General features: G+C 63.1%; 16 protein-coding genes. 12 read left to right on the top strand and 4 right to left on the bottom strand.

The genetic code is table 11. The features are described 5' to 3' along the window. Nucleotides 1-15 precede the first annotated feature (15 nt). On the bottom strand, nucleotides 16-1,020 hold the full coding sequence (locus tag RE4_RS18670; protein ID WP_060939117.1) for a TIGR03617 family F420-dependent LLM class oxidoreductase: 1,005 nt from the start codon (nucleotides 1,018-1,020) through the stop codon (nucleotides 16-18). Further along, the gene (locus tag RE4_RS18675) at nucleotides 1,017-1,592 is read right to left on the bottom strand and encodes a hypothetical protein (RefSeq protein WP_019749383.1); all 576 of its coding nucleotides are present in this window, start codon (nucleotides 1,590-1,592) and stop codon (nucleotides 1,017-1,019) included. The genes RE4_RS18670 and RE4_RS18675 overlap by 4 nt, the downstream gene beginning before the upstream one ends. 262 nt (nucleotides 1,593-1,854) lie before the next feature. On the opposite strand from RE4_RS18675, the gene dnaK reads away from it, so the two are divergent. The 9 genes from dnaK to RE4_RS18720 all read left to right on the top strand — a co-directional run bounded on the left by dnaK (nucleotide 1,855) and on the right by RE4_RS18720 (nucleotide 12,185). Further along, nucleotides 1,855-3,708 (top strand): molecular chaperone DnaK, encoded by a 1,854-nt coding sequence (gene dnaK, locus RE4_RS18680; protein ID WP_019749384.1) that lies wholly within the window; start codon nucleotides 1,855-1,857, stop codon nucleotides 3,706-3,708. Next, nucleotides 3,705-4,301 (top strand): nucleotide exchange factor GrpE, encoded by a 597-nt coding sequence (grpE, locus tag RE4_RS18685; RefSeq protein ID WP_019749385.1) that lies wholly within the window; start codon nucleotides 3,705-3,707, stop codon nucleotides 4,299-4,301. Before dnaK ends, grpE begins: the two co-directional genes overlap by 4 nt. 22 nt (nucleotides 4,302-4,323) lie before the next feature. Continuing rightward, on the top strand, nucleotides 4,324-5,496 hold the full coding sequence (dnaJ, locus tag RE4_RS18690) for a molecular chaperone DnaJ (RefSeq protein ID WP_019749386.1): 1,173 nt from the start codon (nucleotides 4,324-4,326) through the stop codon (nucleotides 5,494-5,496). Then, nucleotides 5,493-5,903, top strand: a complete 411-nt coding sequence (locus RE4_RS18695) for a heat shock protein transcriptional repressor HspR (RefSeq protein WP_003944355.1) — start codon at nucleotides 5,493-5,495, stop codon at nucleotides 5,901-5,903. Before dnaJ ends, RE4_RS18695 begins: the two co-directional genes overlap by 4 nt. A 334-nt stretch (nucleotides 5,904-6,237) precedes the next feature. Continuing rightward, nucleotides 6,238-7,452, top strand: coding sequence for an ABC transporter substrate-binding protein (locus RE4_RS18700; protein ID WP_019749387.1), 1,215 nt, complete (start codon nucleotides 6,238-6,240; stop codon nucleotides 7,450-7,452). Further along, nucleotides 7,449-8,306, top strand: a complete 858-nt coding sequence (locus RE4_RS18705; RefSeq protein ID WP_060939118.1) for a branched-chain amino acid ABC transporter permease — start codon at nucleotides 7,449-7,451, stop codon at nucleotides 8,304-8,306. The genes RE4_RS18700 and RE4_RS18705 overlap by 4 nt, the downstream gene beginning before the upstream one ends. Nucleotide 8,307: 1 nt before the next feature. Next, entirely contained in the window at nucleotides 8,308-10,158 is a 1,851-nt protein-coding gene (locus RE4_RS18710; RefSeq protein WP_019749389.1) for a branched-chain amino acid ABC transporter ATP-binding protein/permease, read from the top strand. Next, entirely contained in the window at nucleotides 10,158-10,877 is a 720-nt protein-coding gene (locus tag RE4_RS18715; RefSeq protein ID WP_020723665.1) for an ABC transporter ATP-binding protein, read from the top strand. The genes RE4_RS18710 and RE4_RS18715 overlap by 1 nt, the downstream gene beginning before the upstream one ends. A gap of 132 nt (nucleotides 10,878-11,009) precedes the next feature. After that, nucleotides 11,010-12,185, top strand: coding sequence for an NADH:flavin oxidoreductase (locus RE4_RS18720; RefSeq protein WP_024487410.1), 1,176 nt, complete (start codon nucleotides 11,010-11,012; stop codon nucleotides 12,183-12,185). A gap of 91 nt (nucleotides 12,186-12,276) precedes the next feature. On the opposite strand, the gene RE4_RS18725 is transcribed toward RE4_RS18720, so the two are convergent. Continuing rightward, nucleotides 12,277-12,738 carry a hypothetical protein gene (locus tag RE4_RS18725; RefSeq protein WP_060939119.1) on the bottom strand — a complete coding sequence of 154 codons (462 nt, stop codon included), beginning with the start codon at nucleotides 12,736-12,738 and terminating at the stop codon, nucleotides 12,277-12,279. 176 nt (nucleotides 12,739-12,914) lie between these two features. On the opposite strand from RE4_RS18725, the gene RE4_RS18730 reads away from it, so the two are divergent. Beyond that, nucleotides 12,915-13,574 carry a response regulator gene (locus RE4_RS18730; RefSeq protein ID WP_019749393.1) on the top strand — a complete coding sequence of 220 codons (660 nt, stop codon included), beginning with the start codon at nucleotides 12,915-12,917 and terminating at the stop codon, nucleotides 13,572-13,574. A 7-nt stretch (nucleotides 13,575-13,581) separates the two neighbouring features. Here the strand turns inward: RE4_RS18730 and RE4_RS18735 are convergent, their stop codons facing one another. Further along, on the bottom strand, nucleotides 13,582-14,022 hold the full coding sequence (locus RE4_RS18735; protein ID WP_060939120.1) for a hypothetical protein: 441 nt from the start codon (nucleotides 14,020-14,022) through the stop codon (nucleotides 13,582-13,584). Between the two features lie 273 nt (nucleotides 14,023-14,295). On the opposite strand from RE4_RS18735, the gene RE4_RS18745 reads away from it, so the two are divergent. Next, on the top strand, nucleotides 14,296-15,921 hold the full coding sequence (locus RE4_RS18745; RefSeq protein ID WP_046379813.1) for a flavin-containing monooxygenase: 1,626 nt from the start codon (nucleotides 14,296-14,298) through the stop codon (nucleotides 15,919-15,921). Next, nucleotides 15,918-16,715: a mycofactocin-coupled SDR family oxidoreductase gene (locus RE4_RS18750; protein ID WP_030535957.1), complete on the top strand. Its 798-nt coding sequence runs from the start codon at nucleotides 15,918-15,920 to the stop codon at nucleotides 16,713-16,715. The genes RE4_RS18745 and RE4_RS18750 overlap by 4 nt, the downstream gene beginning before the upstream one ends. Nucleotides 16,716-16,718: the final 3 nt, after the last annotated feature.

Raw genomic sequence — 16,718 nt, forward strand, 5'->3', positions numbered from 1 at the left:
GAAGTTCGACCAGGTTCAGGTGAGAAGCGAGATCATCGACGCCACGTCAGCCGGCTCTACGTCGTAACCCGGGAAGTAGCAGCACACTTCGTCGGCATGCTCGCCGAACCGGCGCCGAATCTCGGCGGCACACTCTTCGGGGGTGCCGACGACGGCGAGTGTTGTCAGCATCGGATCGGTGATCAGTGATGCCATGTCGGCGTAACCACCTCGCTTCGACAGGGCATTGAGTTCCGGTTGGACCTCGCCCCACCCTTCGACGTCGAGCACCGGACGGTATGCGGGCGTCGAACCGTAGAACGAGAGCAGGGCTCTGACGCCTCGGGCGGCCGCGGCAAGTTGATCGTCGCCGCGGCCGACGCCGACGATGACCTGCGGGATGATCGTGAATTCGTCTCGGGTGCGGCCGGATTCACGGAGGCCGGCATCGACGGCCGGAAGTGTTCGTTCGAGGAAATGGCGTTGCGTGTGGAACGGCATGACCAGGAGTCCGTCGGCCACCTCCGCCGCCGTCCGGGTCATCACCGGTCCGAGCGCACCCATCAGGATGGGCGGCGGTCCATAGGGATTGGGGCCTGGATCGAACGTCGGGGGCATCAGAGTGTGGGTGAAGAACTCGCCGCGGAAGTTCAGCGTCGAGGTGTTCTCCCACGCCGTGAAGATCGCCTTGACCGCTGCGACCGTCTCCTTCATGCGGGCCGCTGGACGCGACCACGTTGCGCTGTAGCGTTTTTCGATGTGCGGTTTGATCTGCGATCCGAGACCGAGGCGAAAGTGGCCGCGACTGAGCAACTGTAGGTCGTTGGCCGAATGCGCCAGATGCATGGGACTGCGGGGGAATGCGATGGCGACGTTGGTCATCAGGTCGAGGTCGACGGCCGATGCCGCTTCGACGAGCGGGAAGAACACGTCGTGTGGTCCCTCGAAGGTGAACAGGCCACCGGCGCCGGTGTCCGCGAGTTCACGGCTGCGAGCAGCGCCCGCGCCCGGCGCGGAGTCGAGTTGTACGTGAACCTTCATCGGCGTACTCGCAGCCAGGTGCTGACACCGGGAGCAAACGGAGCGATCGCCGCCACTGCTACAAGGACGCAGTAGAGAATCGGACCCCATCTCAGAACTCCGGCGCCGATATCCGCGGCGCCGTCGACCAGAGACATGAAGCCGAGTCCGGCCGCGATGCTGAGGGCTCCGACGATCGCCGTCATCACCCGCCCGGCGTTCTTGCGGGCACGGAGGAGTTGAAGGCTCATGAGTGCGAGCAGGATCAGGACGAGAGCGCCGCCGCCACTGCCGGCCAGGACGACCGTGACGGCATCGGAGATGTCGGTGGACGAGTATCCGGGATTGTCGCGCGCAGTCGATTCTTCGAGGGCTGACCGGACGTCGTCGAGGCTGGTGACTACCACTCCGGCGATACCGGCCAGGACGACGAACGAGCCGATCCAGGCAGAGGTGGACAAGGTCACGGCCTTGGGCATCTCGTCGTTCGCTGCAGGTCGGAGCGGCCGAACCGAGACGTCGGGTCGCTCGGGTGCGGGGCGCGCCGGCGCCGGTCGAGCAGGTCGAACGGGAGAATTGTCGGGATCGGTCACCGGCCGATCGTAGCCATTCGGAGAGATTCGGAAGTGATGTGGCGCACTTTTTCGGCTTTTCGGGGAAGGCGGGAACAAATCTACGTGGGCTGTAGTTGACCATTTCGACAAGCTTGAGCGCCCTCGGCTCAACTTCGAGTTGACTCCCGGCCACGGTCGGAGGCAAACTTGAGCGGAGGACGCTCACCAAGCGAAAAACTCGCGGTCATGTTCGAGATCAACCACTCGGGCAGAGAACCGCAGAACGAAAGGTAGGAACACTATGGCTCGTGCAGTCGGTATCGATCTCGGTACGACCAACTCGGTAGTTGCAGTGCTGGAGGGCGGCGAGCCCGTAGTGGTCGCCAACGCCGAAGGCTCACGTACCACCCCCTCGGTGGTCGCATTTGCCAAGAACGGCGAGGTTCTCGTCGGTCAGCCCGCGAAGAACCAGGCAGTCACGAACGTCGACCGCACCCTCCGCTCCGTCAAGCGCCACATCGGCACTGACTGGAACGTGGAAATCGACGGCAAGAAGTACACGCCGCAGGAAATCAGCGCCCGCACGCTCATGAAGCTCAAGCGTGACGCGGAGGCTTACCTCGGCGAAGACATCACCGACGCCGTCATCACCGTCCCCGCATACTTCGAGGACGCACAGCGTCAGGCAACCAAGGAAGCCGGCCAGATCGCCGGCCTCAACGTCCTTCGTATCGTCAACGAGCCCACCGCGGCTGCACTGGCATACGGACTGGACAAGGGTGACACCGAGCAGACCATTCTGGTCTTCGACCTCGGTGGCGGCACCTTCGACGTCTCCCTGCTCGAAATCGGCGACGGCGTCGTCGAGGTTCGCGCAACCTCCGGTGACAACCACCTCGGTGGCGACGACTGGGACGAGCGCGTCGTCGCTTGGCTGGTCGACAAGTTCAAGGCTCAGAACGGCATCGATCTGACCAAGGACAAGATGGCCCTGCAGCGTCTGCGTGAGGCTGCGGAGAAGGCGAAGATCGAGCTCTCCAGCTCGCAGAGCACCTCCATCAACCTCCCGTACATCACGGTCGACGCGGACAAGAACCCGCTCTTCCTGGACGAGCAGCTCTCCCGCAGCGAGTTCCAGAAGATCACCTCGGACCTGCTCGATCGCACCCGTGCGCCGTTCCAGGCAGTGATCAAGGACAGCGGAATCGCCGTCAAGGACATCGACCATGTCGTGCTCGTCGGTGGCTCCACCCGTATGCCGGCAGTCTCCGATCTGGTTCGTGAACTGACCGGTGGCCGTGAGCCCAACAAGGGTGTCAACCCGGACGAGGTCGTCGCAGTCGGCGCCGCACTCCAGGCCGGCGTGCTCAAGGGCGAGGTCAAGGACGTTCTGCTTCTCGACGTCACGCCGCTTTCCCTCGGTATCGAAACCAAGGGTGGCGTGATGACCAAGCTCATCGAGCGCAACACCACCATCCCCACGAAGCGTTCCGAGACCTTCACCACCGCTGACGACAATCAGCCTTCGGTGCAGATCCAGGTCTTCCAGGGTGAGCGCGAAATCGCTTCGCACAACAAGCTGCTCGGCTCCTTCGAGCTCACCGATCTGCCGCCCGCCCCGCGTGGCGTTCCGCAGATCGAGGTCACCTTCGACATCGACGCCAACGGCATCGTGCACGTGACGGCGAAGGACAAGGGCACCGGCAAGGAAAACACGATCAAGATCCAGGACGGCTCCGGTCTGTCCAAGGAAGAGATCGAGCGCATGGTCAAGGACGCCGAGGCTCACGCCGAGGAAGACAAGGCACGTCGCGAAGAGGCAGAGGTCCGCAACCAGGCCGAGTCGCTGGTCCACCAGACGGAGAAGTTCGTCAAGGAGCAGCGTGAAGGTGAGAACGCGGGCAAGGTCTCCGAGGAGATCCTGACCAAGGTCGAGGCAGCGGTCAAGGACGTCAACGACGCCCTGGCAGGCACCGACATCGCTGCAGTGAAGACCGCAGTGGAGAAGCTGGGCACCGAGTCGCAGGCTCTGGGCCAGGCCATCTACGAGGCTTCCGCTGCAAACGAGGCCGGAAACACCGACGGCGCAGGCAATGACGACGACGTCGTCGACGCCGAGGTTGTCGACGAGCCCACCGACTCGGACAAGAAGTGACCTCGGACAACTCCGAGAACAACCCGGTCGACCCCGAGACCGGTGCACAGGGAGAGGCGGCGGGGGAATCCCTGCCGCCGCTCGACTCGGAAGACACAGGGGTAGTTCAGGAAGCAGAGTCGATCGTGGAGGAAGCATCCGCCACCGATCAGCTCGCCGAACGAACTGCGGATCTGCAGCGACTTCAGGCGGAGTTCACCAACTACCGTCGTCGCGTCGAGCGTGACAAGCAGGTCATCAAGGAAACCGCGCGCGCTTCGGTCATCACCGAACTCATCGGAATCCTCGACGACCTGGATCGCGCTCGGGCACACGGTGACCTCGAATCAGGTCCACTGCGTGCACTCGCGGACAAGCTCAACACGACCCTGACGGGTCTGGGTTTGACCGACTTCGGTAACGAGGGCGACGATTTCGATCCCGCACTCCACGAAGCGGTGCAGCATGAAGGCGAAGGCCACGACCCCGTACTCGGGACGGTCATGCGCAAGGGTTACAAGCTCGGCGACCGGGTCCTTCGGACCGCAATGGTGGCCGTGACGGACCGGGTAGGCGACAAGCCTGCAGACGGTTCAGAACAAGAAGCGAAGTAAGAGTGAGAGGAGGAGACGCCCAGTGAGTCAACGGGAGTGGATCGAGAAGGACTTCTACAAGGAGCTGGGCGTCTCGTCCACCGCGACGGCCGACGAAATCAAGAAGGCGTATCGCAAGCTGGCCCGGGATCTTCATCCCGACGCCAACCCTGACGATGCGAAGGCCGAAGAGCGTTTCAAGTCCGTCAGTGAAGCTCATGCCGTTCTGTCTGATCCGGACAAGCGCAAGGAGTACGACGAGGCCAGGCGCCTCTTTGCCAGCGGAGGCTTCGGTCCCCGTGCGCAAGGTGGCGGTGGATTCAACCCCGGCGCTGGTGGTTTCGACATCAACGACCTGTTCGGCGGCGGTGCCGGCGGGCAGGACTCGGGTCTCGGAGACATCTTCGGCGGATTGTTCAATCGCGGGGGAGCGGGCCAGCGCACCGCTGCGCCCAACCGCCCGCGTCGAGGCAAGGACCTCGAGACCGAGACGACGCTCGCCTTCCGCGAAGCGGCGCTCGGTGTCACCGTCCCACTTCGTCTGACCAGCCCGACGTCGTGCACCACGTGTCACGGCAGCGGCGCAAAGCCGGGCACCAGCCCGCGAGTGTGCCCGCATTGCAACGGAACCGGCGTGGTCAGCCGCAACCAGGGCGCATTCGGATTCAGTGAGCCGTGTGACGACTGCCGGGGAACCGGCTCGATCATCGACTCGCCTTGCGAGGACTGCCACGGTAGCGGCGTCACCAACCGGACACGGACCATCACGGTTCGCGTGCCGGCAGGCGTGAGCGACGGTCAGAAAATCAGACTCAAGGGCAAGGGCGAAGCGGGTCTCCGCGGAGCTCCGGCGGGTGACCTGTTCGTCAACATCCGCGTCAAGCCGGACAATGTCTTCGGCCGTAACGGCGACGATCTGACGCTGACGGTTCCGGTGAGCTACGGCGAACTGGTGCTCGGGACGACACTGTCCGTGCCGACCCTGGACGGCCGCGTCGGAGTGAAGGTTCCGGCCGGAACGGTGGACGGACGCATTCTGCGAGTTCGCGGACGCGGCATCCCCAAGCGTCCCGAGGGGGCAGGCGACCTTCTGGTCACCGTCAAGGTATCCGTCCCGCAGAAGTTGGACGACCCGGCGATCGAAGCGCTGAAGACCTATCTCGAAGCCGAGAAGGCGAGCGGGTTCGATCCACGGGCCGGGTGGGCCGGTGCATGATGACCGAACGACCGCAGAATCAATGGGATGCGACGGTCGATCCTGACGCCCAGATCTTCGTGATCTCGGTGGCAGCCGAGTTGGCCGGAATGCATGCGCAGACCTTGCGTAACTACGATCGACTCGGTTTGGTCACCCCTCACCGAACCACTGGTGGCGGACGACGCTACTCCCCGCGTGATGTTGCGCTTCTGCGTGAAGTGCAACGGCTTTCGCAGGACGAGGGCGTCAACCTCGCCGGAATCAAACGGATCATCGAACTGACCAACCAGGTCGAGGCTCTGCAGCATCGCGTCCGCGAACTGGCCGAGGAAATCGCGAAAGTCCATGCGGGCTATCGCCGGGACCTCGTTCCGATTCCACGCAACAACGCGTTGGTGGTTTGGAAGCCACGAAACCAGCGATAGTTCAGACCTTTACGCAAACGGCTCCACGCCCTGCTCGGATTCACCTCATCGAATCCCGCAGGGCGTGGAGCCGTTTTGGCGTTTCCACCCAGCGGGAATCGGTCTGTCGAGGCCGCCCGAATATGCATAGCGTCCGCTTCCATGACTCCTCTTTTGTGCGTTTGACGTTATCCAGATCACATTCTATGCTCCAACCCAAGCAACTGCTTGCTAGATCATCAAGCGGGTGCTTGGCTGGCTGGTGCTCGAAATCAGGCGTTCCCACCGGCCGATCCTTCTTTCGTCAGGTATTCGCCTGACGTTCGGTGCATACATGTGTTCTAGGAGTGCAGACATGAATCGTCGGCCCATTCTTGTTGCGGCAGTTGCCGTGACGGCTCTGGCTCTCGCGGGGTGTAGTGGTTCTTCGGAGTCCGAAGGTGGCGCGGATTCGCCGTACCGCGTCCTGCTGACCGGCGGGATCAGTGCGCAGGGTGTTCTCGCGGCGAACTCGCAGACTTCCCTGCTGGCCACGAAGGCCGGCGTTCAGGTCCAGAACGAGGCCGGGGGCATCGGCGGCCGTCAGATCGAGCTCACCACTGTCGATGACGCGGGTGATGCAACCATCGCTGTCACCAAGCTGCGCGAAGCCATCAACTCGGGGAACAAGCCTGACCTCTACCTCAACTCGGGTCCTTCGTCGATCGCGGCTGCGGTTCTCCCGATCCTCAAGCAGAACAACATCCTCTCGCTGAGCATGGCGCCTTCTCCCGATTCCACGGACCCCTCGAAGTTCCCGCTGAACTTCGACCTGGCTCCGGGCGCGACCGACACCGCTCGCGGCATCTCCGAGTATGCAAAGACCAAGGGCTACAGCAGCGTCGGAGTCCTGCACGGTAGTACCGCTTACGGTGAACTCTTCGGCGAGGAGATGACCGGTGCGCTCGAGAAGGTCGGTCTGAAGGCTGCCGGCAACGAAGAATACGACGCCGCTGCTCTGGACATGACGGCGCAGTTGCAGTCCCTCAAGAATGCCGGTGCAACGGCAATCGCGTTGGACGCGTACGGCGCCCCGCTCGGATACGTGTTGCAGAGCCTGGAGCGACTCGGCTGGGACGTGCCGTTGATCGGCAACACGTCGGTCTCTGCCACCAACCTCATCGCCAATGATCCGCCCGCCGGTGTGCTCGGCACCCCGCAGGTGAAGAACCTGGTGACGCAGGTGTTCACCAGCACGGTGTTCGATCCGAACAACGCGCTCGTCAACACGATGGTGGACACGATGGCGTCGCTGGGCTCGATCCCGTCGACGCTGATCCTCGCGGACAACTACGACGCATTCCCCCTCGTCGCGGCAGCAGCGGAGAAGGTCGGCAGTTCGACCGATCCGAAGAAGCTCGCCGAAGCACTGGAAACCGCAGAGGTTCAGGAGAATGCCAAGACCGCATTCCTCTCGCGCTACAACTTCAGCTCTGACAACCACGGCCCGAACCCGGATACCAGTGAGCTGAAGTTCATCAGCCCGACGAAGATCCTCAACGGTCAGTTCGGAAACCCGGCTGCGTCATGACCATTCTGTGGTCCGGATTGGCGCTCGGCGCGGTCTACGTGCTGGTTGCCATCGGGTACAACATCGTTTTCGTTTCCTCCAACACGTTCAACTTCGCTCAAGCTCAGCTGATGATGGTGGGCACTTTCGTCGCCTACACGGGTCTCGTGACCCTGAAACTTCCCGTTCTCGTGGTGGCCGTCATGGCAACCGTGACCGTGATGCTCCTCGCCTCGGTCGAGGAGATCGTCGCGATCAGACCGGTGGCCGATCACCAGAACCAGCTGGTCACCACGCTTGGCGTTGCCACGCTGCTCAATGGTGCAACTCAATTGATTTGGGGTAGTGAACCTCTCACGGTTCCGTTCTTCGGATCGAACGAACCGATCACCCTACTCGGCGGCCGTACCTACCCGGTGGAGATCGCTCTGCTTGTTGCGGCGATCGCACTGGTCATCGGGTTGAGTTACGTCTCGAAGAAGACCATGAGGGGTCTGGCTCTGATCGGCATCTCCGAGGATCGTGAAGCGGCGATGCTGCGAGGAGTCAATGTACGACGGTTGGCGCTGGGTGCGTTTGCCTTCTCGGGTGCATTGGCCGGTGTCCTCGGACTCCTTGTCGGCCCCAAGACGTTTGCAGTTGCGACGTTGGGTGCCGCGCTGGCCCTCAAGGGATTCGTGGCGTTGGCGATCGGCGGGTTCGGCTCTCTGCCAGGCGCTTTGATCGGCGGCCTGACCGTCGGCCTGGTGGAATCGTTCACCGCACTGTGGGCGGGAAGTCAGTACAGCAATATCGCCGTCTTCACGGTGCTGATCATCATCTTGATGGTCAAACCTGCCGGCTTGTTCGGCAACGTCCGAGAACGGGTGGTGTGAAATGGTAAGCGCGTGGCGGACTTTCCGTTCCCTTCCGAGTTGGATCATCCCGCTGGTCCTGGCGGTAGTGATCTTGCTGCTGCCCGTGATGGGGCTCGACCTGTCGACATCACGGCAGATTCAATTGGCCTGCATCCTGGCACTTGTGGTCAGCGGCCTGAACCTGAGCCTCGGCTTTGCCGGTGAACTGGCGCTCGGCCAGGCCGCGATGTACGCGGCGGGTGCATACACCGCGGGTCTGATGTCCCAGGCCGGTCACACCGACATTCTGGTCCAGCTCGCTGCGGCCGGTGCCGTGGCATTGGGCGTCGGCATCTTGACCGGCGTTCCCGGTCTGCGACTGGGCAACTGGTCCCTGGCGATGACGTCGTTCTTCCTGGTCCTGCTGGTACCGGACGTACTGGCGATCTTCGGCGGCAAGACCGGCGGCCGAAACGGCCTCACCGGTATGGAGCCGCCGACGCTCTTCGGCTCCGAACTCGACACCCAGCAGTACTACATGGTGGTTGTCGTGGTGACCGTCCTCTGGTTCGCGGTGATGCGCAACCTGGTGGTCTCGCGCCACGGCATCGCGTTCCGCACGCTCAAGCAGTCGCCGGTGCTGGCGTCGTCGCAGGGTGTGTCGGTGTTCCGGATGAAACTGCTCGGCTATGCGATCGGTGCGTTCCCGGCCGGTCTGGCGGGTGCGTTGTTCGCCAATACCGACCTGTTCATCTCGCCGGAAGCCTTCGGGTTCACCTTTGCCACAGCGGTTCTGGCGGCGTCGATCCTGGGCGGTGCGGCAAGTGTGTACGGCGCCGTAGTCGGTGCCGCGATCATGCAGCTCGGTCCCAACCAGTCGACGGCATTTCAGGAATACTCGCTGATCTTCTACGGAGGCTTCCTGATCATCGGCGGTGTGCTGCTCTCCGGTGGGCTGACCAAGGTCGGGCGAGCGATCGTCTCGAAACTCGATCGCAGGGCCGGCCTGGGCGTAGTCACCGCAAAGGAGAACAGCGGCGGAACACCGGAACTGGCGCCGATCAACGGCGCACGGTTGGTGGTCGACGGAGTGTCCAAGGCATTCGGTGGCAACCAGGCTCTCAATGCGGCAACCCTGACCGCAGAGGCAGGTAAGGTCACCGCGTTGATCGGGCCAAACGGTTCGGGTAAGACGACCATGCTCAACATGATCTGCGGGTTCTACACCGCGGACGCCGGCGTGATCACAATCGGTGACACGGTGGTCTCGCAGTCGTCGCCGCACAAGGTGGCGCGCGTGGGTGTGGCGCGGACGTTCCAAACTCCGACGATTCCGGAGAACATCACGGTTCTGGAAGCTGTTGCATCCGGACGGTATTCGGTGCACCGCGCGTCGATGGCGTCGGCTGTGCTTCGCCTGCCCAGCTTCCGCAGGATCGCGAAGGCCGACATCGTCGAGGCCGAGCGTGTTCTCGAGCTCGTGGGGATGTCGCACCTGCGCAACGAGATCGCGACGTCGCTGCCCCTGGGGATGCGTCGCATGCTCGAAGTTGCTCGCGCCGTCATCGCCGAGCCGAGGGTCGTACTCTTCGACGAGGTTGCGTCCGGACTCGACGAGGACGAACTCGAACGCCTGGCAGACCTGATCCGGGTACTGCGAGATGCTGGGGCCACAGTGGTGTTGGTGGAGCACAACTTCCGCCTCGTGCTCTCGCTGGCCGACGAGATCGTGGTACTGGCGCAGGGGCAGGTGATCGCCACCGGCGATGCGGCGACGATCGAACATCACCCGCGCGTGTTGAGCGAATACCTCGGAGTCAAGTCCGGTGATGAGGATGCGCTGCTCGAAGAAATCGGCGCGGTAGACCATCAGACCAGCGAGGTGAAGTGATGGAACCGATTCTGAAGGTCCGTAACCTGCAGACCGGGTACGGCGATCTGCGCGTCGTCTGGGATGTCTCGTTCGACGTCTATCCCGGTCAGGTGACAGCCCTGCTCGGACGCAACGGTGCAGGCAAGACGAGCACGCTCCGTGCTCTGTCCGGCCTCAACAAGGTGGCCTCTGGAACCGTCGAAATGGACGGTGCCGACATCACCGGAGTTCCCGCCCACAAGCGGGTGCGGCAGGGTATGGCGTACGTGCAGGAGGGTAAGCGGGTCTTTCACAAGCAGACCGTCGAGCAGAACCTTCTGCTGGGCGGGTACACCCGCAAGGCAAAGCGCGGCGAGCTGATGGAATCCGTCGAGTCCATGTACGAGATGTTCCCGATCCTGGGGGAGAAGCGTGCGCTTCCCGCCGGTTCCATGTCGGGCGGTCAGCAGCAGATGCTCGCGATCGGCGCAGCGCTGATGGCGCAGCCGCGGTTGCTCCTTCTCGACGAACCGTCGGGCGGGCTGGCTCCGGTGATCGTCGGTGAGGTGATGGACCGCGTCCAGCAGCTCAAAGAAACCGGCCTGGCTGTTCTGTTGGTGGAGCAGGCAGTGGAGGCCGCGATGAGCGTCGCCGATCACGTGACGGTCCTCGACATCGGCAAGGTGGTCCTCGACGCCGACGCCAAGGACATCGACGACCTGGCAGTGCTCAAGGACGCGTACTTCGGACGCATCTGATCTGCACCGATGTCACTTCAGCCCGGCCACCTCGGCCGGGCTGAAGTTGTTTTCCCGCTCCGTGGCACGGGGGCTGGCCAGCTCTGGACCATCGATCTACCGTCCAGCAAACAACCCCTGTGAGAGGCAAACTTGATGACTGCTCCCGACGTGCTCGCCCCGGCAAAGCTGGGCCCGGTGACCTTGCGAAATCGAATCATCAAGTCCGCGACATTCGAAGGCAAAACTCCCGACGCCCTGGTCACCGACGAGCTGATCGAGTTCCATCGCCGCCCGGCAGCCGGCGGAGTCGGGATGTCCACCGTCGCGTATTGCGCCGTCGCACCGGAAGGGCGCACCGAATACGGCCAGCTGTGGATGCGGCCCGATGCCCTCCCCGGACTGCGACGACTCACCGATGCCATTCACGCCGAAGGGGCAGCAGCATCGGCGCAGCTCGGGCACGCCGGCCCCGTCGCGAATCAGAAGTCGACCGGACTGCCTGCGCTGGCACCGTCGAGTTCGTTCAATCCGTTGAGCATGAGGATGATTCGCACTGCCACCACAGCGGACATCACCAGAATTGCGGCGGCGCACGGGAGCGCTGCGCGACTTGCCGTCGAAGCAGGATTCGACGCCGTCGAGATCCACTTCGGCCACAACTATTTCGCGAGCTCGTTCCTGAGCCCGAAACTGAACCGTCGTAAGGATTCTTACGGCGGATCGCTCGAGAATCGGGCTCGCGTCGTACTCGAAACTGCGCGCAGTGTGCGCGATGCAGTCGGCGACAAGATCGCGATCTTGGCCAAGCTGAACATGGACGACGGTGTGCCAGGCGGATTCTGGGTGGACGAAGCAATCCAGGTGGCGCAGTGGCTCGAGGCATCCGGAAGTGTCGATGCGCTCGAGTTGACGATGGGTAGCTCACTGCTCAACCCGATGTACCTGTTCAAGGGTGATGCGCCGATCCGCGAGTTTGCCGCCGCGATGCCGCAGCCTGTTCGGCTCGGTGTGCAGTTGGTGGGCAAGAGCATGTTGCATGCCTATCCGTACAAGCCGCTGTTCATGCTGGAAGAGGCTCGGCAGATCCGTGCTGCGGTGAAGTTGCCGCTCGTGCTGCTCGGCGGTGTCACGGACAAAGCGGGCATGGATACCGCAATGGCGGAAGGGTTCGAGTTCGTCGCCATGGCACGGGCACTGCTCAGAGAACCGGATCTGATCAATCGGATCGCAGCCGAATCCGATACCCAATCACTGTGCATCCACTGCAACAAGTGCATGCCTACGATCTTCAGTGGTGCCCGCTGCGTGTTGGTCGAACGCGTCTGAGTTGGTCAGCGCACACCACGTCCCGACATCCATGCGGATACCGGGTCGTGGGCCGTAGCGGATCAAGTTCGTGGTTGCTTCAACGCTCGTTTCAGTTCTGCGTGAAGACGTCGTAGGAGGCGTTCATCGTGGGGTAGCCGGTGGCCATGTAGTCGGTGAGGATGACGTGCGTCGGGTCACCGATGGTGCGGGTCCCGTCGAGGGTGGGGTTGCCGGCGTAGTTGTTGGCCGCCATGACGGTCTGGACTCCGTCGGCCACGTTGTAGGTGACGTCGACACCGATGCCGCGCGGATCGCTGCTGTAGGCGGTGACGATTTCGGTCGTGTGCGGAGCCAGGTAGGAGCGGGGGCCGTTGATCCACTGTCCGTAGGGGTTGGACGCGCTCTCCAGCAGCATCGGGTTGTCGGTGTTGTTGGTGATGGTCATGGCAACCGTCGGGCCGTCGGTCGGCATGGTGCCGGCGTTGGCGACCGCCGCGGTTCCCAGTGCGGTTCCGCCGAGAGCGAGGGCGATCGCGGTGACTGCTACGAAGCGAGTGGTGTTGGTACGCATGATGTCTGCTCCTGGGCTGGTGTGTGGTTGCCGTTCTCGGCGATGAATCAATCTTGTCGCGAATCAGGGCTGCTGTATGTCCGCCGACGGGGCCGTGGCGGGGTTGAATCGCGTGTCCCCCGATCGGGGGAGGCGCAAGTGCTCGCATTGCTGGTACGGGCGTGAGAAAGTGAGCAATGCGAGAAGGCACGAAGCCGGTGGTCGGCAAGGTTTCCGTGGTGGTCGGCGACGATCACCCGTTGTTTCGTGAGGGCGTGGTTCGGGCCCTGACCGGCAGTGACCGCATCGACGTTCTGGGCGAGGCCGACGACGGCGCAGCTGCGCTCGCAATGATTCGGGAATTACGCCCGAAGGTGGCGCTGATCGATTTCCGGATGCCGCACCTGGACGGGACCCAGGTGGCAGCAGCAGTGGTTCGAGACGAGTTGCCGACCAGGGTGCTCCTGCTCAGTGCTCACGACGAATCGTCCGTCGTGTACCAGGCTCTGCAGGCGGGTGCTGCCGGATTCCTGCCGAAGGAATCCACCCGGGCCGAGATCGTGAGCGCCGTGCTCGACTGCGCCGCGGGCCGAGATGTGTTGCCGCCCAGCATCGCTGCCGGACTGGTGGGGGAGGTGCGTCGCCGTAGCGAGCCGTCCGGCCCGACTCTCAGCGCCCGTGAGCGTGAAGTTCTCGGATTGATCGCACAGGGCGCCAGTATCCCCACCATCGCCTCCCAGCTCTTTCTTGCGCCTTCGACCGTCAAAACCCACGTGCAGCGCCTCTACGAGAAACTCGGAGTCAACGATCGAGGCGCCGCCGTCGCCGCCGCGATGCGGCAGGGTCTGTTGGAGTGAACGGGAGTCACCGCAGTACGTACGTGACGTTCATGGCCGGGTAACCCGAGGTCATCGTCACCGTGACGTCGTGGCCGTCGGGGGCGTACGTTCCGCCGGCATCTGCCCTGGTCTTCGAGTTGGTGGCGCTGAAGACAAACACTCCACCGTCGTCGGAGCGGTACGTCAGCACGACGGGAAAGTCGTTCTGATTCTTGCTCGTGGCGACCACGTTGACGTTCATGTTCGGCAGGATGTAGTCGGCCGGCGGGACGATCCAGTCACCGTTCGGGTTGGATGCGTCGACCAGATACAGGGCCCCGAAGCCCGAATTGCTGATCATCGCCGTCGTGACGGAAGTGTCGGTTATCGACTTCACCGCGTTTGCACCGGCGGCGCGGGCGACCAGAGCTGCCATGCTGAGGCCGGAGAAGGAAATTGCTTCGGGTCGAATTGTGTTGGTAGTCATGATGTTTCTCCTCGATTTGTCGGTCTCGGTGACCGTGTGTTTCGGTGATGAGACAACTATGGCCCCGAAATCCCTTCGGGTCTGTCCACCTACGGGTCCGAGTGCTGGATGACATCGGTGTCCCCCGATCGGTGGACAAACCCGTACGGGCCCGCCCACCCAGCGTCACGAGGGTGGAGGCTCCGCCCACCCAGTGTCATGGGGTGGAGGCTCCGCCCACCCAGCGGGAGAACCCGTTCCTCTACCAACCAGTCCACTCGTAGCGTGACCACCATGACCGATCCTGACTTCTCCACCGCACCACTCGACGTCGTAGTCATCGGCGCCGGCGTCGCTGGCATGTACGCCATGCACCGACTTCGCGAGCAGGGGCTGCGTGTCCACGGCTTCGAGGCGGGCTCCGGAGTGGGCGGCACGTGGTATTTCAACCGCTACCCCGGCGCACGCTGCGACGTCGAGAGTTTCGACTACTCCTACTCGTTCTCCGAAGAGCTGCAACAGGATTGGGACTGGAGCGAGAAGTACGCCGCGCAACCGGAGATCCTCTCGTACCTCGATCACGTGGCTGATCGCTTCGACCTACGCACTGGCTTCACCTTCGACACACGCGTTCTGAGCGCACAGTTCGACGAGGGTACTGCCACGTGGCGAGTACAGACCGACGGCGGTCACGACGTCACCTCACGCTTCGTCGTGTGCGCCACGGGCAGCCTCTCGACCGCAAACGTTCCGAACATTGCGGGCCGTGAGACCTTCGGTGGCGATGTGTTCCACACCGGTTTCTGGCCGCACGAGGGCGTCGACTTCACCGGCAAACGCGTCGGCGTGATCGGCACCGGATCCTCGGGCATCCAGTCCATTCCGCTGATCGCCGAGCAGGCCGATCATCTCTACGTGTTCCAGCGGTCCGCGAATTACAGTGTGCCGGCAGGAAACACGCCTCTCGATGACAAGCGCCGCGCCGAGATCAAGGCCGGCTACGCAGAGCGTCGAGCGCTGTCCAAGCGCAGTGGCGGTGGATCGCCGTTCGTTTCGGATCCTCGCAGCGCCCTCGAAGTCTCGGAGGCCGAGAGAAACGCGGCATACGAGGAGCGGTGGAAGCTCGGCGGTGTCCTGTTCGCCAAGACCTTCGCAGACCAGACGAGCAACATCGAGGCCAACGGGACAGCGGCAGCGTTTGCCGAACGCAAGATCCGCTCGGAAGTCCAGGATCAGGCGATCGCCGACCTGCTCATTCCGAACGACCACCCCATCGGAACCAAGCGGATAGTCACGGACACGAACTACTACCAGAGCTACAACCGTGACAACGTCAGCCTGGTGAATCTCAAGTCCGCACCGATCGAGGCGATCGACGAGGCTGGAATCAAGACGGCCGATGCGCACTACGAACTGGATGCGCTGGTGTTTGCCACCGGGTTCGACGCGATGACGGGAGCGCTCGATCGCATCGAGATCCGCGGCCGCAATGGCGAGACGTTGCGCGAGAACTGGACTGCGGGTCCAAGGACGTATCTAGGCCTCGGAGTACACGGGTTCCCCAACCTGTTCATCGTCACCGGGCCGGGTAGCCCGAGTGTGCTGTCCAACATGATTCTCGCTGCCGAGCAGCACGTGGACTGGATCGCGGGCGCGATCAACCACCTCGATTCGGCGGGCATCGACACCATCGAACCGAGTGCCGAAGCCGTGGACAACTGGCTCGACGAATGCTCACGCCGGGCGTCGGCGACGCTGTTTCCATCCGCGAACTCCTGGTACATGGGAGCCAACATTCCGGGAAAGCCGAGGATATTCATGCCATTCATCGGAGGATTCGGTGTCTACTCCGACATCTGTGCAGACGTGGCAGCCGCGGGATACCGAGGCTTCGAACTGAACAGTGCGGTGCACGCATGAGTCGCCTCGAGGGTCTTCGTGTACTGGTGACGGGTGCGGCCGGCGGGATGGGCCGCTCACACTGCGAGCGTCTCGCCGACGAAGGCGCGTCCGTGATCGCGTTGGATGTCGTGCAGGCAAAGTCCGAGCTGGAGGAGACCGCCCAGGCGGTACGCGAGCGTGGAGGCGTGGCGGTCACCGGCGTCGCGGACATTCGTGACTTCGAAGATCTCGCCGCGGTAGTCGCCGATTGTGTCGCCGAGCTCGGCGGATTGGACGTCGTGGTCGCGAATGCAGGCGTGTACGACACGCCGGGACCGTCGTGGACCATCGATCCTGCAGTGTGGAACCGCTCGCTCGACGTCAATCTGACCGGGGCGTGGCACACCGTCAAGGCCTGTGTTCCGCACTTCGGCGACGGTGGATCGGTCGTTCTGGTCAGCTCGACAGCGGGAATCAAAGGTATTGCCGGAGCGAGTCATTACAGCGCCGCCAAGCACGCCGTGGTGGGCCTGGCCAGAACGCTGGCCAACGAGTTGGGCGCGGAGGGTATTCGCGTCAACTCCGTGCATCCGGGTTCGGTACGTACCCCGATGATCATCAACGAGCGAGTGTTCGCGAACCTGTGCCCGGATATCGAGAATCCCACGGAAGCAGACGCCGCTGCAGTACTGAGCGCACGCAACCTGTTACCTGTTCCCTGGGTCGATCCGGTGGATGTCAGCAATGCCGTCCTGTTTCTCGCATCCGCGGAGTCCCGCTACATGACCGGCTGTCAGTTGGTGGTCGACGCCGGCCTGACCCAGAAAGTGTGAATT

Source organism: Rhodococcus erythropolis NBRC 15567, assembly GCF_001552595.1.
Taxonomy (GTDB): domain Bacteria; phylum Actinomycetota; class Actinomycetes; order Mycobacteriales; family Mycobacteriaceae; genus Rhodococcus_F; species Rhodococcus_F erythropolis.